The sequence below is a fragment of the Aliagarivorans marinus DSM 23064 genome (assembly GCF_000429485.1).
In the GTDB taxonomy this organism is placed as follows: Bacteria; Pseudomonadota; Gammaproteobacteria; order Enterobacterales; family Celerinatantimonadaceae; genus Aliagarivorans; species Aliagarivorans marinus.
This window is the reverse complement of sequence record NZ_AUBY01000008.1, coordinates 17,558-42,399: the sequence shown is the minus strand read 5'-3', so window position 1 is coordinate 42,399 and position 24,842 is coordinate 17,558. Positions and strand designations below refer to the sequence as shown.

Sequence of the window (24,842 nt, the reverse complement as noted above, 5' to 3'; positions counted from 1 at the left end):
CCAATAATGAGCATTGAAATTAAAGTGCCTGATTTACCCGAATCCGTCGCAGATGCCAGTATCGCTACCTGGCACAAGCAGCCCGGCGATGCGATTGCGCGCGACGAAGTGATTGTTGAAATCGAGACCGATAAAGTGGTCTTGGAAGTCCCTGCTCAGGAAGACGGGGTATTGGAAGTGATTCACCACGGCGAGGGTGACACGGTGTTGGCGCAGCAAGTGATTGGTGTTATGAAGCCAGGTGCTGTGGCCGGCGAGGAGACCACCGCCAAGCCCGATAGCGGCGATGCCGAGCCAGCCGCTGATGCGAGCAACGACACTGCCGACCTCGAAGCCCTTTCTCCGTCAGTACGCCGCTTGGTGCAAGAGAAGGGCGTGGACGTTAGCCAGCTCAAAGGCACTGGCCCGGGTGGACGCATCGTTAAAGAAGACGTTGAAGCCTACCTGGCCGGCGGTGGTAAGCCTGCCACCGCGCAAGCGACTAGCCAACCTGCTGCTGCCCCTGTTGCGGCACCGCCGATTGGTGCGCGCAGCGAGAAACGGGTTGCCATGACCCGACTGCGTAAGCGTATTGCCGAGCGTCTGCTCGAAGCCAAGAATACTACCGCCATGTTGACTACTTTTAACGAAGTCAACATGAAGCCGATTATGGACCTGCGTAAGCAGTATCAGGAAACCTTCGAGAAGCGCCACGGTATCCGCTTGGGCTTTATGTCGTTCTACGTGAAAGCCGTGGTTGAGGCGCTCAAACGCTTCCCTGAGGTGAATGCATCGATTGATGGTGATGACATTGTTTATCACAACTTCTTCGATGTGAGCATCGCGGTCTCTACCCCGCGCGGCTTGGTGACCCCAGTGCTGCGCGATTGCGACACCTTGGGCATGGCAGAAATCGAAGGCGCGATTAAAGATCTGGCGATTAAAGGCCGCGACGGCAAGTTGACCGTGGATGAGCTGACCGGCGGTAACTTCACCATCACTAACGGTGGGGTGTTTGGCTCCTTGATGTCGACGCCAATTATCAACCCACCGCAAAGCGCAATCTTGGGCATGCACAAGATCCAAGACCGCCCCATGGCAGTGGATGGCAAGGTAGAGATCCTACCAATGATGTATTTGGCGCTGTCCTACGATCACCGCTTGATTGACGGCAAGGAATCAGTAAGCTTCTTGGTCACCATTAAGGAGCTGCTGGAAGATCCTACGCGCTTACTACTTGACGTATAAGACAAAATTGGGCCCACGAAGGGCCCATAATAACGAGTGTAGAACACTCATGTATCCCTCAAAACTATGGATAGAACAACATGAATTTGCATGAATATCAGGCTAAGCAACTGTTCGCCGAATACGGTTTGCCCGTGCCCGAAGGCTATGCCTGCGACACGCCACAGGAGGCTGCGGAAGCAGCTGGAAAGATTGATGGCGATCGTTGGGTTGTAAAATGCCAAGTTCACGCTGGCGGCCGTGGCAAAGCAGGAGGCGTAAAAGTCACCGCCGATAAGGAAGAGATCAAAGAGTTTGCCCAGCAGTGGCTGGGGAAAAACCTCGTTACCTACCAAACAGACGCGAACGGTCAGCCAGTATCGAAGATCCTGGTTGAAGAAGCCTCTGATATCGCCAACGAACTGTATCTCGGTGCGGTTGTAGACCGTGCGACCCGTCGAATCGTGTTTATGGCCTCAACCGAAGGCGGTATGGAAATCGAAAAGGTTGCCGAAGAGACGCCGGAGCTTATTCACACCATGGCGATCGACCCACTGGTTGGCCCACAGCCATACCAAGGGCGCGAGCTGGCGTTCAAGTTGGGCCTTGAAGGCAACCAAATCAAACAGTTCGTTAGAGTCTTCTCGGGTTTGGCCAATATGTTCAGCCAGTACGACTTGGCTCTACTAGAGATTAACCCGCTGGTTATCACTGGCTCAGGCGACTTATTGTGTCTCGATGGCAAGATCAATATCGACTCCAACGCGCTGTATCGCCAACCAAAACTGCGCGAGATGCACGATCCCACCCAAGAAGACGAGCGTGAGGCCCACGCTGCTCAATGGGAACTTAACTATGTGGCGCTAGATGGCAATATCGGCTGTATGGTGAACGGTGCCGGTCTGGCCATGGGCACCATGGACATCGTGCAACTGCACGGCGGCGCACCGGCCAACTTCCTGGATGTAGGCGGCGGCGCCACCAAAGAGCGCGTCACCGAAGCCTTCAAGATCATCCTCTCAGACGATGCGGTACAAGCCGTGCTGGTAAACATCTTCGGCGGTATCGTACGCTGTGACCTGATTGCAGAAGGTATTATCGGCGCTGTAGAAGAGGTGGGCGTTACCGTACCGGTCGTGGTGCGCTTGGAAGGCAATAACGCCGACATCGGTGCCAAGGTTTTGGCCGACTCAGGGTTGAATATTATTGCAGCGACCAGCCTGACGGATGCAGCTGTGCAAGTAGTAAAAGCTGCGGAGGGTAAATAATGAGTGTCCTAATCGATAAAAACACCAAGGTAATTTGTCAGGGCTTTACTGGCGGACAGGGCACCTTCCACTCCGAACAAGCGATTGCCTACGGCACCCAGATGGTGGGCGGTGTATCACCGGGTAAAGGTGGTCAAACCCACCTTGGCCTGCCGGTGTTCAATACCGTGCGTGAAGCGGTAGAGCAGACCGGTGCGACTGCGTCGGTTATCTATGTGCCTGCTCCGTTCTGTAAAGATGCCATCTTGGAGGCCGTGGCCGCCGGCATCAAGTTGATTGTCACCATCACTGAAGGTATTCCTACCTTGGATATGCTGGATGTAAAAGTACGTCTTGATGAAGCTGGCGTGCGTATGATTGGTCCGAACTGCCCGGGTGTGATTACTCCGGGAGAATGTAAGATCGGCATTATGCCCGGACACATTCACAAGCCCGGTAAAGTGGGCATCGTATCTCGCTCGGGTACCCTTACCTACGAAGCGGTTAAGCAAACCACCGATGAAGGCTTCGGCCAGTCCACCTGTGTGGGAATCGGCGGCGACCCGATTCCCGGCTCTAACTTTATCGACGTACTGGAGATGTTCCAGAATGACCCGCAGACTGAAGCGATTGTGATGATCGGTGAAATCGGTGGTAGCGCAGAGGAAGAAGCCGCGGCCTATATCAAGGCTAACGTAACCAAGCCTGTGGTGAGCTACATCGCTGGTGTGACTGCACCTCCGGGCAAGCGCATGGGCCATGCCGGTGCGATTATCGCTGGTGGTAAAGGCACCGCTGCGGATAAGTTTGCCGCACTGGAAGACGCTGGTGTGAAAACCGTACGCAGTCTGGCGGATATCGGTCAGGCGCTACGTGAGATTACCGGCTGGTAAGCAACTAGCAGCTAATTTGTGCGCAATCAAAAGGGGCTTTACAGCCCCTTTGTTGTATCTGAACGTTGAACATTTCTCAGCAGTTCATGTCTTAGTTGCTTATTGCTCAGTTGGCTGCGGTTAGCATGGCGGGCGAGCTGGGCAGCTGTTGAGAGCGGTAGTAGGCCAGTGTCTCCTCGGCGATATACACGCCCATGATGGCCGCCATCTCAAACAGGCTTTCGGCTTGTTGGTAGTTTTGCTCAACGCCGCGGCCATAGTGATACATCCGGCCTAGATTCCACAACCCGCGCGCGTCTCCGCGATTGGCTGCGGTTTGAAACAACTCCTTGGCTTTGGCGTAATCCTGAGGCACACCCGCACCATGGTAGTAGAGCAAGCCCAGTGCATTGGTCGCCTTGGCTGAACCAAGTTGGTGAGCTTGGCGATACCAGTTTGCACTCTCATTGAGCGCATCCGGGGTATCAATTGATAGTGCAGTCATTTTCCCCAGCCAGTAGGCAGACTCCGCTGAGCCTTGTTCAGCGAGCACCCGATGTTGCTGGATACAAGCAGGGGAGGTGTTAGACAAAGAGCAGTCAGCATGGCTTACCGCGGCTTGTAGCTGCGGGCTAAGTGCAGGGCCGAACAGTAACGCGATAGCCAATAGACGGTACAGTGATTTCAGCTTATTCATACTCGCTCCTGATGCGATAAAAGTGTGATCTAACACGCATATTTCGCGCCAACAGTACCTGCTGAAGTTTGCACTGATGTGACAAATTTGAAAAAGCTCATTAAGGAAGCGGGTTTTCTTTAACAAGCTCAATCTTGTCCCAGTCAAACGTGAACAGGGCAGCAGCTTCTCTGGTGGTATTTGCGCAATCCCTCAGCACAGCAGGCAAAATCTTGATTTTTTTAGGTAATTGATGAACGATGGGACGGCGACTCGCAACAATAATGACTAGCTTGCTAAGGAATACCTATGAAGGACTCACTGCCCGTAGAGCACCTCTACTTTACGGAAGCCAATCTGGACAAGATTCTGTCGAATCTCGATCAGGTCAGGCACAACATTTTCCCCGATTTAACCGAAGAGCAGAAACTGGTTGATCAGAGCTTCCCATCGGTTTGCTTGATTGGCCTGGGACGCTGTGGGTCCAATATTGCCTTGGAAGTGGCTACCTTGGTGTACAACTCGCGGGTTCACTACCTCAACGAGATTGAGTACCAAGAGAAGCTGGCCGAAGAGAGTGAGATCAAGCCGCTGCGCTGGATCCGCAATCACCTGTCTATGGATAAAGGCAATGGAAACAATCCGGTATTCCTTATCGAGCCTGTGGTACTGGTGGGTGACTTAGACAAAGACATCGCCGGGCGCATTAAGTATTCCTCAGAGCATGGCCGCCAAGAGTTTCTCGAGCAATACAAAAAGCTACAGATTATGGACCTCTCTGAGGTGCATGCCGGCGGTGCCGGTAACGCCCCAATCCTCGGTCAGTATCTGGCGAAGATTATCCTTAACAAAGACACCAGCAGCTTCCGCGATGAGAACTGGCGACATGTCCACTCCTATCTGGTGGACTCGTGCGGCATCAAGGCCAACCAGAGCCGCCTGTACTTCTATATCTTCTCGGCGGGCGGTGGTACTGGCTCGGGTATGGCGTCGGAGTTTGGTCTGGCGCAGCAGTTCTCCTATATGAGCAAGACCTTTGATTATCAGGTCGCCCAGTCGGTGCAGCCAGATAAGCGTGACTCGTTTGTGTTTGAGCCGATCTTCACCTCCGGGATCTGTATTTTGCCGAATATCTCCGGCAGCAGCATTGAGGTATCGGAAGCGCTGCATATTAACGCCGGCCGACTGCTATGTAAGTACCTCAGCGAAGAGTGGAACTTCTCCTACAACGAAGAGCGCGAGCAATCAGATACCTCAGATGAAGTGATGCGCCGGATCCGTCCATGGAACTCGATGATGCTGATTTCTAACGACATCATGCGCTATGTGGAGCACAGCGGCGGCGATGAGGTCAAAGACATCGACGTGAACACCATGGAGAAGTATGCCAACCAGTATATCTCCCAGCAGATCTTCAACATTCTGACCGCTCAAGCGGTGACCACCGACTACGACGAGAACTACTTCCGCCGCGCTGGTATCGACATCTCAGACACCATCCGCTTGGATGCCAACGACTTGTTTATGAGTATGGCGGGGCCGGTGGCGGTTGCCTACGCGGAAAGCGTTGTGGCCAACAGCGCCATTGAAGGTGTGGATATCGACGACCTGTTCTACCGCTCTATCGATCTGCCGCACTTCAATAAAGACACCCAAGCGATTGAGGGGATCAGTATCCTGCCGATAGAGTCGCAACGCTATAAGCGCGCGCTTGATAAGTACAAAGACAGCAACTACGGCCCTGAGCAGCTCAACCAGATGCACTTCTTCAAAAACTGTTCGTCGGTGGTGTCGATCATCTCGCTGCCGAAGGACTACAAGCTGTCGTTTATGGACCTGAACAAGCTCAAGGTCCATATCAACAAGCTGTTCCCGAATACCACCTTGAAGCGTTACGCACTGGTGATTGGTGCGTCGGCTAACCTGTCGCTGACCACCTTGGTGGCCAAGAGCCCATGTTTGAGCGACGATTTCCTCACCTTGGTGGTGGCCTACATCAAGCGCTGTTTCGCGCGCGATGAGTACCGCTACAACGATGAGATTGATCAGGCCATCTTGCGCTTTATCACTGAAGACAAGTTCGACGAAGAAGAGTTGGCGACCTACCTGCACGATTTTGAGAATCCCGCCAAGATCCTCGATACCAACTGGTATGCGATTAAGCCAATGTACGAGAAGAAGTATCGCGAGCTGATCAATGAAAGCGGCAAGTTTGTCTCGATCAACGATATCCGTCTGGAGCTGGGCAACGTGCAAAAGGCCATCAAGTACCTGCGTGAGATCTATCGCCACCGTATCAGCAAGACCAATATCCTGTCACTGGACAAAGAGGGGGCCTCGGGCGTACTGCACCTCTCCCCTGAGTTACATAACCTCGAAGAAGAGTCTTCTTAAAATCCGATGGGCTGGTTGCTTAGCGGTCAGCCCACGTTTTATTTGCCGAAGACATAACGAAAAATGCCGCTCAATTGAGCGGCATTTAAAATTCTTGCAATAAATCTTAGCGATACTGGGCTTCAGGCTTCTTAGATTCTTTTTTGTCTTTCAGGTAGTTACCGATAGCCTGACGGTTAGTGTTACGATTGCGTGCAATTGCTCTAGCCAGTTCTTGATTCATCGTATTCCTCATTTAAGCCATTTTTTACCGGCGGTGAAATTATCAATAACGCATGTTACATGAATGTTACTCGCGTGTGAAGCGTTGATTACAATGCGCAGGCAATTGTACTGGTAATAGGCATATCGTATATTCACTTATCGAGGCGTTGCTTACCGTCACTTTCGTGGTGTATTTTCTTGGACTTAGCTGCGTAATTGTTTCAGAATGTCGCGGTTTACTGATTCGCATCATGAAAAAATGCTGTATGCGTATGGCAGAATTAGCCCTAATTTTGGATCAGGACCTCAGCGTTGACAGGGTCAGGGCCACGGCGGTATAGCAGGATACCGCAACAGGATTTCAGGACGTTGGTAAATAACCGACTTCCGCGCTTTGCTTTAAATATCATTACAAATTCTCGAAAACTGAGAGGAAAACATGGTTAAGAAAATTGGTGTATTGACCAGTGGCGGTGACGCGCCAGGGATGAACGCCGCAGTTCGTGCAGTTGTACGCACCGCGCTTAAAAACGACATCGAAGTATGTGGTGTCTACGATGGATACCTGGGCTTGCATCAGGATCGCATCGAGCTGATGTCGCGCAAGAGCGTATCTGATGTGATTAACCGTGGCGGTACTTTCTTGGGCTCAGCACGTTTCCCTGAGTTTAAAGAGCTCTCAGTACGTGAAGAAGCCGTTGAGAACATGAAGAAGCACGGCATCGAAGCCTTGGTTGTTATCGGCGGTGACGGCTCTTACATGGGCGCCAAGAAACTGACCGAAATGGGCTTCCCATGTATCGGTCTGCCAGGCACCATCGACAACGATATCGCTGGTACCGACTACACCATCGGCTTCGACACTGCACTGAACGTTGTTATCGATGCTATCGACCGTATCCGCGATACTTCGTCTTCACACAACCGTATTTCGGTAATCGAAATCATGGGTCGCTACTGTGGCGATCTAGCCATGCAAGCAAGCATTGCCGGTGGCGCTGAGTACGTTATCCTGCCAGAGAAGGGCTTCGATAAGAATGCGCTACTGGAGAGCCTGAAAGAAGGCCAGAAACGCGGTAAGAAGCATGCCATCGTTGCTATCACCGAGCACATTACTAACGTGAACGAGCTGGCTGCAGGCATCGAGATGGCCACTGGCATGGAAACCCGTGCTACCATTCTTGGCCACATCCAGCGTGGTGGTTCACCAACTGGCCGTGACCGTGTAATGGCTAGCCGCATGGGTGCCTACGCTGTTGAGTTGCTGATGCAGGGCGAAGGCGGTCGTTGTGTAGGTATTCAGAACAACAAGATGGTGCACCACGACATCATCGATTGTATTGAGAACATGCGTCGTCCATTCAACGACGAAATGTACGCACTAAGCCAGAAGTTGTTCTAAGCATTGCTTTAGGACTTCTTGCTAAGTAAAAAGCCGGCGTCAGCCGGCTTTTTTGATCGCGCCGCTCTTCACCACTAGCCGGGGCAGCGGTTCAAAGCCCAGTCGTAGTCCAAGTAGCGGATGTTGGCTTCGCTGATTTGCTCTGGGGTGGCATCGAAAGATGCCGAGTAGTCGCTAAGGTATTGATTCAGGCTGGCACCAAAGTCTTGGCGGTACCAGCGGAAGATCGCCGACAGCTCCATACGCTTGGCATAATCCACATACAGATTCTTATCGCTGGCCAAGAAGTTCTCGAATACGGTCTGTAGCTGCGCCTCCAGCTGATCGCCTTGATAGGCAAAATCCTGCAGGGGAGGGCAGCCTTTGGCAGCGCACACCACCGCGGCATGAATATGCGGGTTTTGATACATCGGTCTTATTAGCTCGTGTTCGATATGGTCGAGATGCACCGGCTCCCCAAACAGCGCGAAACGTTTCTTTTTCCAAGGTGATTGAAACAGCGTGCCCAGCTCTTTGATGGAGTCCAGGTCGGGGTAACGGGTTAGGATAAGCTCAAGGGTGAAGGCATTGTAGGCGTTAATCAGAAAGGCCAGTTGCTCCGGCTTCGGCCACGCATCAAACTCGGCTTGTGAAATGGCCGAGAGGCTTTGGTTGTAGCGGTCTAAGGCGCCATCGTCGATCTGCCCATAGTTAACACAACTGGTGCTATTGGGCTCTAGCCACACCACGCTTTGTTTGAGGATCTGGTCAAACAATTGGTGGTCGAACTGGGCAATTGCGCTGCCGCTAGCCAATAATCCACCGCTAAAGCACAAAACCTGAGCAAACGACTTCATCTTCTCTCCTTTTTCTCCTGTATCCATTGCATTGGCAGAGCGCTTAAGGGAGAATAGCCCCGCTTCGCAAGAAGCCATCTATGGTGGCCTCATTGGTCCTCTCGCATTGATACCTCGTGAACCCGGTCAGGTCCGGAAGGAAGCAGCCGCAGCGAGCGACTCAAGTGCCGGGATGCGGCTGGTGAGGTCGCCACCCAATTGTAGCACTCCCCCTTATTAGTCAGCCTCGACTAACTAACACTACAACGATTCCCGATATCATTTCTGCGCTGTAAATCTGCGTTAGTCCCTTTTACATTTCACGCAAACCTTTATACCCCATTACGCTACGCTTGCGCATATGGAGCATTCGACCGGGTAACGGAAAAATAAATTCCAGCGACGCCGTCGATATGTTTTGGATTGCTTAAAGCTATCAAAATAATCATTATTAACAATTTAAAACTTTCAATTAGCTCAACTAAGCTAGTCCAATGTTAGTCAGCTCTATCGGGGGATGTGTGGAAAACGCACCATCAAACATTAATCATGCGCTTGTCGTGGAAGGTGGCGCAATGCGTGGGATCTTCGCCAGTGGCGTGCTCGATGCCTTTTTAAGCCACAACTACCAGCCCTTTGATGCGGCCTTTGGTGTCTCTTCGGGGGCAGCCAATGTGTTGGGCTATCTGGCCAAAGCGCCGCAGCGCAGTATGCAGGTGATCACCCAATTGGCCACCTCACGTCGTTTTTACAACCCCACTCGCTTTATTCGCGGCGGCCACTTGGTCGATGTCGGCTGGCTATGGCGCGAGTCCCAGCGGCAGATGCCGGTCGACCAGCAGGTGCTGTTCAATAATATCCCGTTTTACGCGGCGCTCACCGATATCGACAGCGGTAAGGCCAAGTACTACCGGGTGTCGCCCGATAACCTCGATGCGTTAATGGAAGCGACAGCCGCTTTGCCGGTGGTCTACAAACACACGCCATGTTTTTCTGAGGGCTGTTTTACCGATGGCGGCGTGACTGACTCGCTGCCGGTTAAGAAGGCCTACAAACTCGGGGCGAGCAAAATCACCGTAATCCTCTCACACCCCGATGGCTACAGCATGAAACCCAGCCGCTTTCCGTGGTTGGCGAAAGGCTTGTTGCGCGATCAGCCGCAAGTGAAAGACGCCTACTTGAAACGTGCAGAGGGTTACAACGCCTCTCTCGATTTTATCCGCAATCCGCCTGAGGGCCTTGAGATTGAGGTGATCGCTCCGCAACAGCCCTACGAGGTTGAGCGCTTTACCATGTCGAAAAGTGCGCTGCTGGACGGATACGTGATGGGGCTCAACAAAGGGGCAGAGCACTTATCTCACTAAGTAACGATTCTCGGATACGCTGCTGCGGTTGGGCAAAACGTTTAAATGGAGCGTACATATACCCGAGCAGCCTCAAGATGCTTGTTCAGCGAGATTTTAAAGGCCCTCAGGTAAGGCACTGCTGCGCCGGTCTAGTGGTCTAAATCAAGGAGCAGTAACGCAGCATGAGGGCCTGTAAAACTCGTCCTTCGGGAGGAGCTCAATGTCCATAGTTCTTCGTTGAAAGCACTTGAAATGGGTCACCATTCCTTCGTACTTTTGCCTCGTCCTATGGACATTGAGTTCCTCTGAATCCTGCGCCTTGAGGTTGTTCGGGTATAACGATGCAATCATCACAAGGAAGAGAGCTATGCAACAACGCGAATCAGTAGACAGTACAGGGGTCATCCCCCAAGAGGCCTTCGATTGGTACGACGAGTATGCCCACGGCCTGATTGACCGACGGGAGTTTCTCAATCGTCTGGCTGGCTTGGCGGTGCTAAAGCTGAGTGTGCCACTTATCACTGCGGCCCTTTCGCCAAACTATGCACAAGCCGAGCAGGTATCGTTTAACGACCCTGATATCTTGGCCACCTACCAAACCTTCCCCTCGCCCGATGGTCATGGAGAGGGGCGCGGCTATCTGGTGCAGCCAGCTAAGCTGCAAGGCAGTGCTCCGGTGGTGCTGGTGGTCCACGAGAATCGCGGACTGAATCCCTATATCAAGGATGTGGCACGGCGGGTTGCCAAGGCCGGCTTTATCGCCTTTGCCCCTGACGCGCTCTATCCCCTCGGCGGCTATCCCGGAAACGATGACCAAGGCCGGGCGATGCAAAAATCCCTCGACCGAGCCAAGATTGAGGCAGACTTTATCGCTGCTGCCAGCTTCTTAAAAAGCCACGAGCAGAGCAATGGCAAGCTGGGTGCGGTCGGATTCTGTTTCGGCGGCTATGTGGTGAATATGCTGGCGGCCAAGATGCCAGAACAACTCGATGCCGGCGTGCCTTTTTACGGAACCCCGGCCGCTGAGCAGTTACGAGCGAACGTTAAAGGCCCGCTACAGTTGCACTTCGCCAGCCTGGATAAACGTGTTAATGCCACCTGGCCAGACTATGAGGCGCAGCTCAAGGCCAACGCTGCAGACTTCCAGGCGCATATCTATGAAGGGGTGAATCACGGCTTTCATAACGATTCAACCGGTCGCTACGCCGAGGCAGAGGCGGAGCTTGCCTGGCAGCGCACTATTGCGTTTTTTCAGGAAAAGCTCGACTGAGGCCTGGTTCATCAACGATGAAGGCGGCCTAGGCCGCCTTTTTAGCGCGAGCCTCAGAACAGGAAGTTAAAGCCAAAGTAATACTGGTCGTAGCGGCGGCGCTCGTCGCCAAGTTTGGGCTTGGATTTTTTAAAGCCATAGTTAAACTGCAGGCGCTCGGCGAGGGTAATCCCGAACTCCAGGCCCCACAATAAGCCCCAACTGCTGTTGTTATGGTATTGGCTGTCGCCTTCAAAGGTGCTTCGACGTTTCTCATGGTAGTGATGAACACCAAACACCGGGCCGAAATGGAGCGGGCGCTGTTGGATTTCGAAGTGATATACCGGTTTGATGTTTAGCCCGTAGGAGTATGCCTCGCTGCGGCCACTGGCTCCCAACCAATGAAAGGTTTCGCTGCCAAAGTCGCGGTACTCAGCTTCGATGAACAAGCCAAATTCTGAGTCAATCCGGTAGTCATAACCGGCGAATAGCGAGTAAGAATCGTCGAAGATCGAGCCATCGCTGTCTACAAACGCAAAGTTCGCTCCCAAGTAAAAGGGCTTGCTGGCGGGGGAGTTGGATGAAGGAAGGGCATTTGCAGCCACGCTTAAGGGCAGCAAAAGCAGCCAAATTAGGTTTTTCATTTTATTTATCGTCGCTTTCAGTTAGTCATTTGGGCCTATATACCCGAACGACCTCAAGATGCTTGTTCAGCGAGAGTTTCCCGTCCCTCAGGCAAGGCATTGCTCCGCCGATCTAGTGGTCTAAATCAAGGAGCAGTAACGCAGTATGAGGGACGGGAAAACTCGCCCTATGGGAGGCGCTCAATGTCCATAGCTCTTCGTTGAAAACACTCGAAATGGGTCACCATTCCTTCGTGTTTTCGCCTCGCCCTATGGACATTGACCGCCTCTGAATCCAGCATCTTGAGGTTGTTCGGGTATATTGCTAAAGGCGGCGCAGTTATACCATTTACCAGCGCGCCGCTCTAGTCGCTAAGACTGTCTATGCCTTAATCGTTGGTGTAAAATTCTGCAGATAAGTAAAAACGGAAGATAAATAGTGAAACTGACTAAGACGCTTGCTTTGGCATTGCTAGGCACCTCTTTCGCCCCACTGGCAATGGCGAGTTCGTTGAACGTGATGCTCTATCATCATGTGGATGATCACACACCACACTCCACCTCGACCCGCTGGGATGATTTCATTGCCCAACTCGACCATTTTGAAGAGCAGGGCTATCAAGTGCTCGACTTAGCGGATGCCATTAAGCAGCTGCAAGCGGGTCAGGCCTTACCTGAGAAAAGCGTGGCGCTGACCTTTGATGATGCCTTTGTCTCGGTGTGTGAACGCGCTTACCCAGAGCTTAAGCGCCGCGGCATGCCTTTTACCGTATTTGTTGCCACCGATCCCATCGATAAGGGCTACCAGAACTACTGCAGTTGGGAGCAACTACGCGAGCTGGCCGATGATGGCGTGGTCATCGCCAACCACACCATGGATCATGACTATATGGTGCGCGATGCCTTCACCAACGAGGCGTGGTTTGAGCAAGCCAAAGCGAACGTTGAAGGCGCGCAACAGCGGATTAAACAGCAACTGGGCAGTGCGCCGATGCTGTTTGCCTATCCCTATGGCGAGTACAACGACCAACTGAAAGCGTGGATCGCCGAGCAGGGTTATATCGCCTTTGGTCAACAGTCTGGCTCGATTGGTGAAACGAGTGATTGGCAGGCGCTGCCACGCTTTAATGCGGCGGGCAATTACGCCAGCGTAAGCTCATTGCGCCTTAAGTTTACCGCAAGGCCGCTAGCACTCGATTACTCGGCCCTACCTGATCCGCTTACGCAGCAGCGTCAACCGCTGCTAAGCGTTGAACTGCAGCCCTCCAGCGAGGCCCATTACCCCCATCTACAGTGTTATCTGAACGGTCAGGCGCTGGAGCTTAACTGGCACTCGCCGCTACATTTTGACGTGACGCCGCCAGAGGCGCTTGGTAATGGTCGCCACCGGGTGAACTGTACCGCACCCCACCGCAACGGCTCGCCTTATTACTGGTTATCGCAGCAGTGGCTGGTGGTCGACGAACAGTAAAGCGCGTTTATTGAGCGGCTTCTCATATAACGTCGAGGTTGCCCACCAAAGGTTAACCAATGTCTCATATTGGTAAGGTGACTAAGGTGGGCGCTTGTCTCATTGCGTAGTCTAAGCACAGTTTATTCTTGCTGAGGTAACGTGATGGACAATGCACTAAGCAAGCAGCAATCGTTATTTATTGATTATGCAAAAGGCTTGGGGATACTGCTGGTTGTAATCGGCCATTACAACTGGCAGGCCGATGCGGTGTACACCCCGTATCTGTTTCATATGCCGCTGTTTTTTATTCTCGGCGGCTTAGTGCTGCGGCCCTATGCGGACGAGCGGCGTTGGGCGCGTAAGTGGCTACGTAGTTATCCGCTCTACTATGTGGTCTGGTACACAGTGATAGGCCTGATTACCTTAGCGCTGACCTCGCTGTTTGACACTAGAATTGTGCTCTATCTCGGTCAAGGCTGGGATATATTCGCGATGCCTTTGCGTGGTAATAGCCACGCTAACTCCTTATTTATGATTGGCTGGTTTTTGGTGAGCTATGCGCTGGTTTCGGGCGCGTTTCGTATCGTGGTTAGTCGCAGCCGGGGGCGAATCAACCGCTACTACTTGTTGTTAGCGACAGTTGTGCTGGCCTATCTGGCGACCGAATACCTGGCGCCCGCCTTCCATGCTGAGCGCCTGTGGTATCGCAATGTGCTGGTGCAGTTAGCTGTGGGCTCGATGTACATGGCCTTTGGCTATGCGCTGCGGCCTTGGCTGGATAAGCTGGCCAGCTTTAACCTGATGGCGAGTTGCTGGATTGTGCTTGCCACCATTGTGGCGCTCGGTTGGGTGACGCCGCTCGGCATGTCCTGGAGTGAGTACCCCGATGGTTTTGTGCTGCACACCCTTAGCGCGGTGCTAGGCAGTGTTGGTTTGCTAAGCCTTTGTTATCTGCTGAGCCAAGCCAAACCGCAGACAAGCCTGCAGCTGTTAGGGCGCTACTCCAAAGACATTATGACCCTGCACCTGCTGATGTTCGTGCTGCTGGACATCCTGTTTGCCTCGATGGGCTTGTTGCAGATGAGCTATATCTCGGCGTTGCACCATTGGGTGTCGCCGAAGGTCTGTTGGTTGTATATGCTGGTGGGTTGCGTGGCACCGATTGCGCTGCGAATGGCCATCGATAGCACCAAGAGGGCCATCAAGCAGCGCACTCAGCAAAGTGCTGAATGCGCGCTGAGTTCAGCCTAGTTCGGCAAACGCCTGCCAGCTATTGTGTGGCCAATAGCTGGCGCAGGGTCTCCCTTTCTTGCTCGGTCATCTCGGTTTTATTCATAAATGGCATGTCCGCCGAGTCGACTGCGCGGGCAATAATCCGCGGCGACCAGCGCTGCACATCCTGCCAGTTATCAAATGCAGCACCGCCCGGGGCGATGGTAAACACCTCGTCGGTGGGCTGTTGGCTGTGGCAGCTACTACAGCGCTTTTGCACGATATCCAGCGCTTGTTGAGCCTGTGGTGTGAGCACCTCTGCCGCCGGCTGGGAATGCTCATGACTATGGGCCAAAGGCTGTAGCTGGGTCTGCGGCCAGCTAAGTGCGATGGCCATCACCAACATCGCTGCGCAGCCGCTAATCAATACCTCTGGCTTGAACTGCCCCTGATGCTTGAGGTTGAAGAAGTGCCGCACCCAGGCGCTGATCAGCATCACCATCATCCCAACCAGCCAGTTGTGGGCGTGCTGGTAGATGATCGGATAGTGGTTGGAGATCATCAAAAACAAGATGGGTAGGGTGAAGTAGTTGTTGTGTATCGAGCGTCGCTTACCTTCTAGCCCCGGTCCCGGGTCAACATCCTCGCCAGCCGCGACCTGCGCCACCATCTTGCGTTGCCCGGGAATAATCTTATGCCACACGTTGTTCACCATAATCGAGCCGATTAGGGCACCCATATGGATAAACGCGCCCCGGCCGCTGTAGATGGAGCTGAACAGATAGAAGAAGCCACCGCCAATCACGATCAGGCTTAGCAAGAACAGCCAAGGCTTGGCAGAGAGTGGGCTGCGCACCAGCGCCTCGTAACAACACACGCCCAAAAAGATCCCCGCCATGCCAAACAGTACCGCTTGGTGGGTGCTCAGCGCCATTACCCGAGGGTCAATCAGGTAGGCTTGGGCGTTAAAGTAGTACATCCAGATCAGCAGGGCGGTGCCAGTGAGCCAGGTGGCGTAGGCCTCCCACTTAAACCAGTGCAGCTTTTCTGGCATTTGCTCGGGGCCGACTTGGTATTTGGCCACTTCGTAGAAGCCGCCACCGTGTACTGCCCAAAGATCGCCCTTGATGCCTTTTTTCTTCTTCCACTCCGGCGGGGTCTTTAGGCTGTTATCCAGCCAGGTGAAGTAGAAACTGGCGCCAATCCAGGCGATCCCACAGGTTATATGGAACCACTTGATAAAGAGGGCAATCCATTCGTAGAGCTGAGGCCACATACTTTACTTCCTTTTTGATAAACGAGTTTTCCGGCGACATAGGTTTTATCGACAAGGCGGTCGTCACCGAGGGTGGAGAGAGCGAATAGTTGTTCTGCTAGGCTCTTGCAGCGCAATAGCCGCTGTTGCAGAACCGGGTGGGCGCGAAAATCCAGCTCGATAAAGTCGGCTTCGCTGCCAGCATTCAGATTACCCACCTGCTGCTCTAGACCCATGGCTGCGGCAGCGCCTTGGGTACATAGGTAGAGCGATTCAAAGGGGTTGAGGCTAAGCCCCTGTAGCTGGCAAATCTTGTAGGCATCACTTTGGTTGGCGAACAGGCTCAGGCTGGTGCCCGCGCCCACATCTGAGGCCAGTGACAGGGCGATGCCCGCATCTTTGGCGCGGCCATAGTCAAACAAGCCACTACCCAAAAACAGGTTGGAGGAGGGGCAGAAACTGATGGTGGCACCAGAGCTTGCCAGCGCCTGATACTCGCGGTCCTTTAAGTGAACCGCATGGCCAAACAGTGCCCGTTCTCGCACCAGATCGTTAGCCTGATAAACCCCCAGATAATCGGGATGCTCCGGGTAGAGCTCTTTAATCCACGCTACTTCACCAATATTTTCACTCAAGTGGGTCTGGATAAAGGTATCCGGATGCTCATTGGCCAGTTGACCGGCTTTCGCCAGCTGCTCTGGGGTGCTGGTGGGGGCAAAGCGCGGAGTGATTGCGTAGAGCGAGCGGCCATTGCCGTGCCAGCGTTCAATTAGCTGTTTAGATTGGCGATAGCCCAGCTCGGGAGTGTCTTGCAGATCGTCTGGGCAGAAGCGGTCCATCAACACCTTGCCGCAGATCATCCGCGCATTGAGTTTGCTTGCCTCGCTAAAAAAGGCATCCACTGACTCGGGATGCACCGTGGCAAACACGCTGGCGGTGGTAGTGCCGTGGGCCATGAGCTGGCCGAGGAACCACTTAGCCTGGCGTTGGGCATAGGCGGCATTGGCAAACTGCGTCTCGGTGGGGAAGGTGTATTCATTCAGCCAGTCCAGTAGCTGCTTGCCATAGCTGGCAATCATCTCAATCTGTGGGAAGTGGACATGGCTGTCGATAAGCCCGGGCAGAATCAAGCCCTTGTGCTGCTCTACGCCGCCATAGTTCAGTAAGCGTTGGTTATCGGCCAGACTGAAGAAATCAGCGGCCTCACCGAAATAGGCAATCTTGCCGTTTTCCACCACCAATACGCCATCGGCGAAGTATTGGTGGTTGTTGGCCGGGTCGTTGGTGCTGCGTGGGAAGTGCAAGATGCTGCCGCGGTGCACGCGTCGCGCGTGAGAAGATACTGCCATGGTTAGCTGCCTCGATAGCTGGAGTAGGCGTAAGGAGAGAGCAGCAACGGCAGGTGGTAGTGGCGCTGCTCATTGACACTGAAATGCAGGTCGACTCGCGGGAAAAAGGCCTCGCCAAATTGCTGCTCACAGTAGTCGGCAGTGTGAAAGCGCAGGGTGTAGTGACCGGCATCCAGACTCAGGCCGTCAAAGCGAAAGCGGCCATCGGCGTCGGTGCGGCCTTCAGCTAACGGCTGCTGCGCATCGAGGTGAAGTACCTCCAATACGATACCTTCGGCGGGTTGACCGCGGCTAGTATCCAGTACATGACAGCTCAGGCTGCTGCTGAGCCTTTTGCTGTCCACTGTTTTGGTGTCGGTTGCTGTGCTTACGGTCATCGGTAAGCCTCCATTCTTAGTAAACTGATTTTGCGCTGCTCGGCAGCGGCGTTGGCCAATTCCTGTTGGCGGGTGTTGATGATGCGCGCCTCCAGCAGCGCCAGCATCTCGCTGGCTGACTTGCCGGTGGCAAATACGATAAAGATAAAGCCGAAGCGCTCGCGGTAGCATTGGTTCTGCTCCAGCAGTGCTTGCAAGGTCTGCTCGCTGGCCTCACTCACTTGGCTCTGCTCGGCCTCGCTGAGGTGTTTGCCATGGGCATACTTGGCACGCAGGCTGCTGATATCGCCGATCATGGGGTGGCCGGCGAAGGCCTCTAGCCAATCCTGCTCGCTTAGGCTGTCGAAGGCTTGGTCGGCGGCGCGGGTAAACTCAGCGAAGGCCTTAAATGGCCCGGCCGCGAGTACTAGGTTTTGCCATTGCTTGCTGGTGCAGATCTGAGCCAACTGGTGGCGGCCAATTTCATGTAAAGGCGTCTGGGGGCTCACTAGTTTGCCTCCTTAGAGAGTTGCTTCAATAGCGCGGTACTGCGTTTCCACTGACGGGCATGCTCTTCATTAGCCGTAACGGTATTTTCCGCAACGGACGGCGCTGCTAGCTGCTCAAAGCGCTCCATCAGCTGGGCAGCAATCGATACCGCGACCTGCATAGGCAGCTTGCCGCGGATATCCGGTTTACCGATGGGGCAGACCAAGTTTGCTGCCAGCTCAGGCGTTGTTAACTGCTCGCGCAGGCGATAGTCGAAGCGTTGCTGCTTGGTGCGCGAGCCAATCAGACCGACAAAGGGGAAGCAGTCGCGGGCCAAGGCGGCTTTAGCGATGTCGAAATCCAAGCCGTGGTCTTGGGTCATAATCACCAGGTGGCTATTTGCAGAGAGCGCTGCAACAACCTGTTCGGTACTGTTTGGTTGTGCCGAGTTCAAACGTTGAGTGTTTATGCCTTGCTCACTGAATGACGCCAGCCAATCGCTGCGGTTATCGATAACCTGCAGGTGGCAGTTCAGTCCCTGTAGGATTGGGCACAGCGCGCGTGCCACGTGACCGGCGCCAAACACCACCACCTTGGGCATATCCAGATTCAGGTACTCAAACATCACTTGAGTGGCACCGCCACAGCACTGACCTAGATCGGCTGCCAATGAGTAGCGCTCTAGCGCCACCTGCTTATCAGCGCTGGCCAAACCGGCGCGGGCGCTCTCGATAACCTGATATTCCAGGTTGCCACCGCCTAAGGTGTCGAATTGGTGGTGGCGGCTGATTACCATTTTGGCGCCACTGGCGCGGGGCAAAGAACCCGCCTCGGCGACCACGGTGGCGATACAGTAGGCTTCGCCCTGTTGTTCCAGCCATTGGCAGGCGGCTAACCAGTCTTTAGACGATGAGGCCTGCTTATCATTGGGCTTATACATGGGATGACTCCTTAGGCATTGTCCACCTCCTCGGCCACCTCAGTTGCATCGTTGAACGTCGCCCTTGCCTGAGTGACTGCGTTGCAGGCGCGTAAGATCTCTTCGCCAGTGGCCGGCGCGTTGAGCGGCACCGCCTGTTGGTGATCGGCCAGTGAGGCAATCGCATCGTAGATGGCGCACCATACGCTGATCGCATGCATAAACGGCGGCTCGCCGACTGCTTTAGAGCGGTAGATGCTGTGCTCGGGATTAGCCTTGTCGAACAGCGCGATGTTCATCGCCTTGGGGTAGTCGCCGATGGTGGGGATCTTGTAGTTCATCGGGCTATTGCTGAGCAGCTTGCCTTGCTCGTTCCACACCAACTCTTCGTTGGTGAGCCAGCCCATGCCCTGGATAAAGGCACCTTCAATCTGACCAAGGTCGATGGCCGGGTTCAAGCTGTTGCCAACATCGTGCAGGATATCGACGCGATCAACCACCATCTCGCCGGTTAGGGTATCAATGGTGACCTCTGAGCAGGCCGCGCCAATCGAGAAGTAGAAGAACGGGCGGCCTACCGACTTGGCTGGGTCATACCAAATCTTCGGGGTCTTGTAGAAGCCACTGGCCGATAACGATACCCGGTTCATATAGGCGTCTTGCACCAAGGTTTCCCAAGGGATCTGGCGCTCGCCACTAACGCCACTTAGTAGCTGGCCATCTTCGATATCCAGCTCGCCGCTTAGTTGGTAGTGCTCGCGGGCGAAGTCCAATAGACGTTGCTTGATGGATACCGCTGCATTGTGGGCGGCCATCCCGTTGAGGTCTGCGCCAGACGAGGCGGCAGTCGGTGAGGTGTTCGGCACCTTATCAGTGCGGGTTGAGGTTATCAGCACCGATTCAAAATCTAGCCCCAGGCTCTGCGCCACGATCTGTTGGATCTTGGTATGTAGGCCCTGGCCCATCTCAGTGCCGCCATGGGACACCTGAACACTACCGTCGGTATAGACATGCACCAGCGCACCCGCTTGGTTAAGGTGGGTGGCGGTAAAGGAGATGCCGAACTTCACCGGGGTTAGTGCCAGTCCTTTTTTCAGTACCGGGTTGGCGGCATTAAAGGCCTTAACCTGTTCGCGGCGAGCACGGTAACTGCAGCTTTCAGCCAAGGTGTCGATGACCGTTTTAATGGTATCGGTTTGCTCCACCTCCATCCCATAGTGGGTGGTGTTGTGACCTTCCCTGTAAAGGTTGCGCAGGCGCAGGTCGAGTGAGTCGATACCGGCGGCAATGCTCAAATCCTGCATTGCCCGCTCAATCGCCATCATCCCTTGCGGCCCGCCAAAGCCACGGAAGGCGGTGTGCGAGACCATATCGGTGCGCAGGCGATTACCGACCACCTCGGCGGCGCCCAGTGAGTAGGCGTTATCGCTATGGAACATCGCTCGGTCGACGATGGCACCGGAGAGATCGGCAGAGTGGCCACACAGGCCGTTCACCTCAATCTTGGCGCTCTCAATGACGCCTCGTTCATCTGCTGCCAGCTGGAAGCGGCTCACAAAGGGGTGACGCTTACCGGTGGCGGTCATATCCACCGCGCGCGGCAGGCGCAGCTTAACCGGCTTACGGGTGAGCCACGCCCCCAGGCTAGCCAGACAGGCCCACTGAGCCGCCTGAGTTTCTTTGCCACCAAAGCCGCCGCCCATACGGCGCATGTCCACGGTGACCTTACTAAACGGTACGTGCAGCACTTCTGCCACCAGGGTTTGTACCTCGGTGGGGTGCTGGCTGGAGCTGCGCAAGAAAATGCCGCCATCTTCAGTGAGTTCGGCCAACGAGATTTGCCCTTCCAGATAGAAGTGCTCTTGTCCGCCAACACTCAGCTCGCCGCTGACTTGCAAGGGAGATGTGGCCAACTGCTGTTGGCTCACCGCTTGGCCCATGTGATTGGGCGCTAGCACCGGCTCGATGGTTTGAGCATCTTCAAAGCTGACATGGGCGTGCTGTTGATTGATCGTTAACTTGGCCAGTGCGGCTGCTTGCCAGGCTTGGCGGTGGCTGCGTGCCAGTACCAGTGCCACGGGTTGGCCGTGGTATTTGATTTCGCCCTCGGCTAGCAGTGGATCGCCTTTAAAGATTGGGCCGATATCCTTCTCACCGGGGATCGCTTCATGGGTGTACGCCCCCACCACGCCGGGGGCTGCGGCGACCGCCGACAAGTCCACTTGCTCAAGCTGGCCCTTGACCACATCGCTTACTACCACCGCTGCATGCAGACAGCCGCGCGGGGTAGGGTAGTCATCGATAAACTGGGCTTCGCCACTCACTTGCTTGGCGGCGCTTTCGTGCTTGTGGGAGCGGCCAACGACTTGGTAATCGACCGGTGTTTCGCTCTGCTTGCGATGGCTGACTTGAGTGAGTTTACGCATAGTCGGTCAACCTCGTAGTAATTTGTTGGCTTTCCAGATAAAAGCGTTGCAACAGGTTTTGCACCAGCTGCACGCGGTATCCGGCGCTGCCGCGCACATCTGATAGTGGGGAGATATGCAGCGGTACTGCTGCCTTCAGCTTGTCGATACTGGCTTGGTTAAAAGGCTGACCTAGCAGCAGCGCTTCCAGCTCGCTAAGGCGCACGGATTTAGCCGCGATCCCGCCCGCCGAGATAATGCAGTGCTTGACCCGCTGCGCGTCATCCACGCGCAGGCGAACTGCTAACACTACGGTGGCGATATCGTCTTCAAAGCGCTTGCTGACCTTATAGATGGCATGTTGAGTGCCCGGTTGTGGGCGTGGTAGGTGGACGGCGCTGATCCACTGCTTGTTTTGCAGGCGGGTCTGCCGATAGCCGGTGATGTAGTCTTCGGGGGCGAATAGCTGGCGGGTTTTACCGTCATCAACCTCAATGTTGCCGCCAAGGCTAATCAGTAGCGGTGCGATATCGCCAATCGGCGAGGCATGACCGAGGCTGCCACCCAAGGTGCCGCGGCGGCGAATAGTCAGGCTGCCAAGGCGTTCAATGAGTTCATCGGTAGACGGGAAGTGCTCGCGCATAAAATCGTGGAAAATGTCCAACGGCAGGGCGGCGCCAATGCGCCAGCCTTGCTCGCTCTCGCTGATGCCTTGCAGATCGTCCACTGCCGACACATCGATAAGCTGCTCGATATCTTTTAGCTGCTGGGTGATCTCCAGCGCCAGATCGGTACCGCCAGCAATCAATTGCGCTTCGGGGTACTTGGCGCGTAGCTCGGCCAGTTCACTGCGGGTTTGTGGGCGGTGGTAAACACCGCTTTGCAGCGCGGCGCACTGCTGCTGCCAGGTTTTAACTGCGGCTTCATCGGGCTGTGCGGGGTCGAAATATTCAACGCCGGCCAGCTCGGCGACATCGTTAGCGGCTTCGATAAGTGGGCCGTAGCCGGTGCAGCGGCACAGGTTGCCGGCCAGATATTCCGCTGGATGGGCTGGGGCTTGGCGCTGTTTACTCAAAGCGTACAGCGACATAATGATGCCCGGAGTACAAAAACCGCACTGCGAGCCATGCTTGTCCACCACCGCCTGTTGTACCGGGTGTAGCTGATTAGCTTGCAGGTCTTTTAGTTGCTCAACGGTAATCACCTGCTTGCCATGTAGGGCATGCAGCGGGGTGATGCAGGCGTTGATCTGGCGATAGCGTAGCTGCTGCTGGTCGTCGAGTTCGACCACGACAACCGTGCAGGCGCCACAATCGCCGCTGGCACAGCCTTCCTTACTGCCGGTCAATTCCATCTGTTCGCGCAGGTAAGTCAGCAGCATGGTGTCGGCGCGCACATCGGCCACCGTTTCCAGCTGCTGGTTGATCATGATTTGTAACATCGCATCCTCGTTGTTATCGCTAAGCCTGTTGCAGTGGCTTAGTTAAAACCTGTCCATATGGTCAACTCTATGTCGAAAAAAAGACTCGCCTGCTACGGCATCGGCGAGTCTGACGACGGGAACGTTCGCGAGGTTCTGCTGAGTCTCTCCTGAGACTGTTCGTCCTTGAAGTCCAGCGAACCGTTCCGCATATCATTTGGCTCGGGTCTAGTTACCGCATGTTAGCCCCGTGCTCGAATCCAGCTTGTGTCTGCTTGAGTGAGTTACCCAAAGCTCACATGAGTATCCAAAGCTAAAGTGAGTTACCCAAAGCAGGAGCAAAAACCTGACCACTTGGTCGTGTTTTATTAAAATTATAGTTTTTGCGTGTTAATGTCATGTATCTTGCGATTCTTGTGGTGTTAATCAAAAGTTACAGGCTGCACTCGCGTGGCCAGTAAGCACTGACCTTGTTCTTTATTGGTGCGTAACATGGCGGTAACGTTTGATCTTGGTGCAATTGAGTCGCAGCATAGTGATTGCCTAAGCAACTTGACAGCCATAGGATAAATACGAAATAAAGAGCCGGGTTTTAATGAGGAATAGATTGGATGACGCAAACTACAGCCGCGCCAAACCAGATAACTGAGACAACCGAGTCTGCTTCTGCGCAGCAAAACACTGCTAACGCTGGGGGCAAAGCGAAAGGTAAGCGCCGCGGTGCAAAGCCAGTCGTAGCTAAACAGCTGGGCGGGGCAATTCGCCAGCGCAACGAAGAGCGCATCCTACGGGCTGCGGCAGAAGTGTTTGCCAGTGCCGGTTATAAAGGTACCTCGGTACAGGCGATCGCCGATAAGGTGGAGCTGCCCAAAGCTAATATCCTCTACTACTTCAAATCCAAAGCGGGCCTGTATACCGCAGTGCTCAATGACATCCTTGAGATGTGGAACCAAGGCTTTGATGAGCGGGCCATTGAGCGCGAACCTGCTGATGTGATCCGCGAGTACATCCTCGCTAAGATGCGCTACAGCCGCACCCGGCCGCAGGAGTCGAAGATCTTCGCCACCGAAATCATCCATGGCGCACCGGTTATCCGTGATGCCATCGACCTGCCAATGGTCGGCTGGACCAAGCAAAAGGCTTCGGTGATTCAGGCGTGGGTAGCGCAAGGCAAGATGAGAGCCATTGAGCCGCTGTATCTCCTGTTTATGATCTGGGGAACGACCCAGTTCTACGCCGACTTCGACAGCGAAATCACCATGATCAAAGGGCGTGCATTGAGCGACGAGGAGTTTAGTAAGGCGGAAGACTTTGTGGTTGAAACGGTGCTGCGCGGCTTAGCGCTGATATAGCGGTCAAAGCAATCTATTAGATACAAAAAAGGCAAGCTAAATAGCTTGCCTTTTTGCTCAGTAATCAGACTTAGATTACTTCGATGTTGTCTGCTTGAGGGCCTTTTTGGCCTTGAGACACGGTGAACTTCACTTGCTGACCTTCAGCCAGAGTTTTGAAGCCGTTGCCCACGATAGAACGGAAGTGAGCGAATACGTCAGGGCCGTTTTCTTGAGCGATAAAGCCGAAGCCTTTAGATTCGTTAAACCATTTTACGGTGCCGGTTACGGTGTTAGACATGATGTATATCCTGTATAAATTAAATTAGCCTTTTGCAGGCGTGAACAGCGGAAAACAAACGAGATTTAAAACTACAGGACGAGGAACAACTAGGTACAACGAAATGGAGAACTAAAAGGGGCTTACTTTCAAGCTGCGGGTAAAATATAGACGAACGAGAGCGTTGTCAAACGTTTTCTCAAATTAATCTCAGCCTGTTTGCGAGCGTTTTCAGATTGCAGTGGGTAGAGACAAGCATCCCTTGATGTCTCGAAAAGATGAATCTTTACTTGGCTTAGCTGAGCCCAGCTGAGACAATCCGCGCGAAATTCTTCCCAC

21 protein-coding genes and 1 other RNA gene are annotated in these 24,842 nt (G+C 54.1%); 11 read left to right on the top strand and 11 right to left on the bottom strand.

The genetic code is table 11. The features are described from left to right. The first annotated feature begins 6 nt into the window (after window positions 1–6). The 3 genes from odhB (at window position 7) to sucD (ending at window position 3,346) form a co-directional block, all read left to right on the top strand. The gene (odhB, locus tag G461_RS0100195) at window positions 7–1,227 is read left to right on the top strand and encodes a 2-oxoglutarate dehydrogenase complex dihydrolipoyllysine-residue succinyltransferase (RefSeq protein WP_026970287.1); all 1,221 of its coding nucleotides are present in this window, start codon (window positions 7–9) and stop codon (window positions 1,225–1,227) included. Window positions 1,228–1,307: 80 nt separating this feature from the next. Further along, window positions 1,308–2,474 carry an ADP-forming succinate--CoA ligase subunit beta gene (sucC, locus tag G461_RS0100190; protein ID WP_026970286.1) on the top strand — a complete coding sequence of 389 codons (1,167 nt, stop codon included), beginning with the start codon at window positions 1,308–1,310 and terminating at the stop codon, window positions 2,472–2,474. Beyond that, the gene (gene sucD, locus G461_RS0100185) at window positions 2,474–3,346 is read left to right on the top strand and encodes a succinate--CoA ligase subunit alpha (RefSeq protein WP_026957219.1); all 873 of its coding nucleotides are present in this window, start codon (window positions 2,474–2,476) and stop codon (window positions 3,344–3,346) included. Before sucC ends, sucD begins: the two co-directional genes overlap by 1 nt. A gap of 106 nt (window positions 3,347–3,452) precedes the next feature. Here sucD and G461_RS22740 read toward each other — a convergent pair whose 3' ends face one another. Then, window positions 3,453–4,022: a tetratricopeptide repeat protein gene (locus G461_RS22740; protein WP_051333236.1), complete on the bottom strand. Its 570-nt coding sequence runs from the start codon at window positions 4,020–4,022 to the stop codon at window positions 3,453–3,455. A gap of 288 nt (window positions 4,023–4,310) precedes the next feature. Here G461_RS22740 and G461_RS0100175 point away from each other — a divergent pair, with 288 nt between their 5' ends. After that, window positions 4,311–6,395 (top strand): hypothetical protein, encoded by a 2,085-nt coding sequence (locus G461_RS0100175; protein ID WP_026970285.1) that lies wholly within the window; start codon window positions 4,311–4,313, stop codon window positions 6,393–6,395. Between the two features lie 643 nt (window positions 6,396–7,038). Beyond that, window positions 7,039–8,001 (top strand): 6-phosphofructokinase, encoded by a 963-nt coding sequence (gene pfkA, locus G461_RS0100165; RefSeq protein WP_026970284.1) that lies wholly within the window; start codon window positions 7,039–7,041, stop codon window positions 7,999–8,001. Window positions 8,002–8,075: 74 nt separating this feature from the next. On the opposite strand, the gene G461_RS0100160 is transcribed toward pfkA, so the two are convergent. Next, a complete protein-coding gene (locus G461_RS0100160) occupies window positions 8,076–8,837 on the bottom strand; it encodes a DUF547 domain-containing protein (RefSeq protein WP_026957216.1) in 762 nt (253 codons plus the stop codon). Between the two features lie 90 nt (window positions 8,838–8,927). Here G461_RS0100160 and ffs point away from each other — a divergent pair. The 3 genes from ffs to G461_RS0100150 all read left to right on the top strand — a co-directional run bounded on the left by ffs (window position 8,928) and on the right by G461_RS0100150 (window position 11,432). Further along, window positions 8,928–9,024, top strand: an RNA gene (ffs, locus tag G461_RS25755) — signal recognition particle sRNA small type. 286 nt (window positions 9,025–9,310) lie between these two features. Continuing rightward, on the top strand, window positions 9,311–10,180 hold the full coding sequence (locus G461_RS0100155; protein WP_051333235.1) for a patatin-like phospholipase family protein: 870 nt from the start codon (window positions 9,311–9,313) through the stop codon (window positions 10,178–10,180). Window positions 10,181–10,529: 349 nt separating this feature from the next. Further along, complete coding sequence (locus G461_RS0100150) at window positions 10,530–11,432, top strand: dienelactone hydrolase family protein (RefSeq protein WP_026970282.1); 903 nt, start codon at window positions 10,530–10,532, stop codon at window positions 11,430–11,432. Between the two features lie 53 nt (window positions 11,433–11,485). Here G461_RS0100150 and G461_RS0100145 read toward each other — a convergent pair whose 3' ends face one another. Further along, window positions 11,486–12,055 (bottom strand): outer membrane beta-barrel protein, encoded by a 570-nt coding sequence (locus G461_RS0100145; protein WP_026970281.1) that lies wholly within the window; start codon window positions 12,053–12,055, stop codon window positions 11,486–11,488. 418 nt (window positions 12,056–12,473) lie between these two features. Here G461_RS0100145 and G461_RS22735 point away from each other — a divergent pair, with 418 nt between their 5' ends. Together G461_RS22735 and G461_RS0100135 are read left to right on the top strand one after the other, a co-directional pair. Continuing rightward, window positions 12,474–13,505, top strand: a complete 1,032-nt coding sequence (locus tag G461_RS22735) for a polysaccharide deacetylase family protein (protein WP_051333234.1) — start codon at window positions 12,474–12,476, stop codon at window positions 13,503–13,505. Between the two features lie 144 nt (window positions 13,506–13,649). Further along, window positions 13,650–14,738, top strand: coding sequence for an acyltransferase family protein (locus G461_RS0100135; RefSeq protein ID WP_026970280.1), 1,089 nt, complete (start codon window positions 13,650–13,652; stop codon window positions 14,736–14,738). A 19-nt stretch (window positions 14,739–14,757) separates the two neighbouring features. Here G461_RS0100135 and G461_RS0100130 read toward each other — a convergent pair whose 3' ends face one another. From G461_RS0100130 to xdhA, 7 genes are read right to left on the bottom strand one after another with little or no spacing between them, the layout of a single operon-like run. Then, window positions 14,758–15,975, bottom strand: coding sequence for a urate hydroxylase PuuD (locus G461_RS0100130; protein WP_026970279.1), 1,218 nt, complete (start codon window positions 15,973–15,975; stop codon window positions 14,758–14,760). Then, window positions 15,921–17,303 carry a guanine deaminase gene (gene guaD, locus G461_RS0100125; RefSeq protein ID WP_026970278.1) on the bottom strand — a complete coding sequence of 461 codons (1,383 nt, stop codon included), beginning with the start codon at window positions 17,301–17,303 and terminating at the stop codon, window positions 15,921–15,923. The genes G461_RS0100130 and guaD overlap by 55 nt, the downstream gene beginning before the upstream one ends. 2 nt (window positions 17,304–17,305) lie before the next feature. Beyond that, on the bottom strand, window positions 17,306–17,680 hold the full coding sequence (uraH, locus tag G461_RS0100120) for a hydroxyisourate hydrolase (protein WP_051333233.1): 375 nt from the start codon (window positions 17,678–17,680) through the stop codon (window positions 17,306–17,308). Continuing rightward, entirely contained in the window at window positions 17,677–18,168 is a 492-nt protein-coding gene (gene uraD / locus G461_RS0100115; RefSeq protein WP_035478725.1) for a 2-oxo-4-hydroxy-4-carboxy-5-ureidoimidazoline decarboxylase, read from the bottom strand. Before uraD ends, uraH begins: the two co-directional genes overlap by 4 nt. Next, window positions 18,168–19,088: a xanthine dehydrogenase accessory protein XdhC gene (gene xdhC, locus G461_RS22730; protein ID WP_051333232.1), complete on the bottom strand. Its 921-nt coding sequence runs from the start codon at window positions 19,086–19,088 to the stop codon at window positions 18,168–18,170. Before xdhC ends, uraD begins: the two co-directional genes overlap by 1 nt. An 11-nt stretch (window positions 19,089–19,099) precedes the next feature. Next, window positions 19,100–21,493, bottom strand: a complete 2,394-nt coding sequence (gene xdhB / locus G461_RS0100105; RefSeq protein ID WP_026970275.1) for a xanthine dehydrogenase molybdopterin binding subunit — start codon at window positions 21,491–21,493, stop codon at window positions 19,100–19,102. After that, window positions 21,486–22,913: a xanthine dehydrogenase small subunit gene (gene xdhA / locus G461_RS0100100; protein WP_026970274.1), complete on the bottom strand. Its 1,428-nt coding sequence runs from the start codon at window positions 22,911–22,913 to the stop codon at window positions 21,486–21,488. Before xdhA ends, xdhB begins: the two co-directional genes overlap by 8 nt. 590 nt (window positions 22,914–23,503) lie before the next feature. On the opposite strand from xdhA, the gene G461_RS0100095 reads away from it, so the two are divergent. Beyond that, window positions 23,504–24,244: a TetR family transcriptional regulator C-terminal domain-containing protein gene (locus G461_RS0100095; protein WP_084428868.1), complete on the top strand. Its 741-nt coding sequence runs from the start codon at window positions 23,504–23,506 to the stop codon at window positions 24,242–24,244. A gap of 70 nt (window positions 24,245–24,314) precedes the next feature. On the opposite strand, the gene G461_RS0100090 is transcribed toward G461_RS0100095, so the two are convergent. Continuing rightward, window positions 24,315–24,524, bottom strand: a complete 210-nt coding sequence (locus tag G461_RS0100090) for a cold-shock protein (protein WP_026957203.1) — start codon at window positions 24,522–24,524, stop codon at window positions 24,315–24,317. Between the last annotated feature and the right edge of the window lie 318 nt (window positions 24,525–24,842).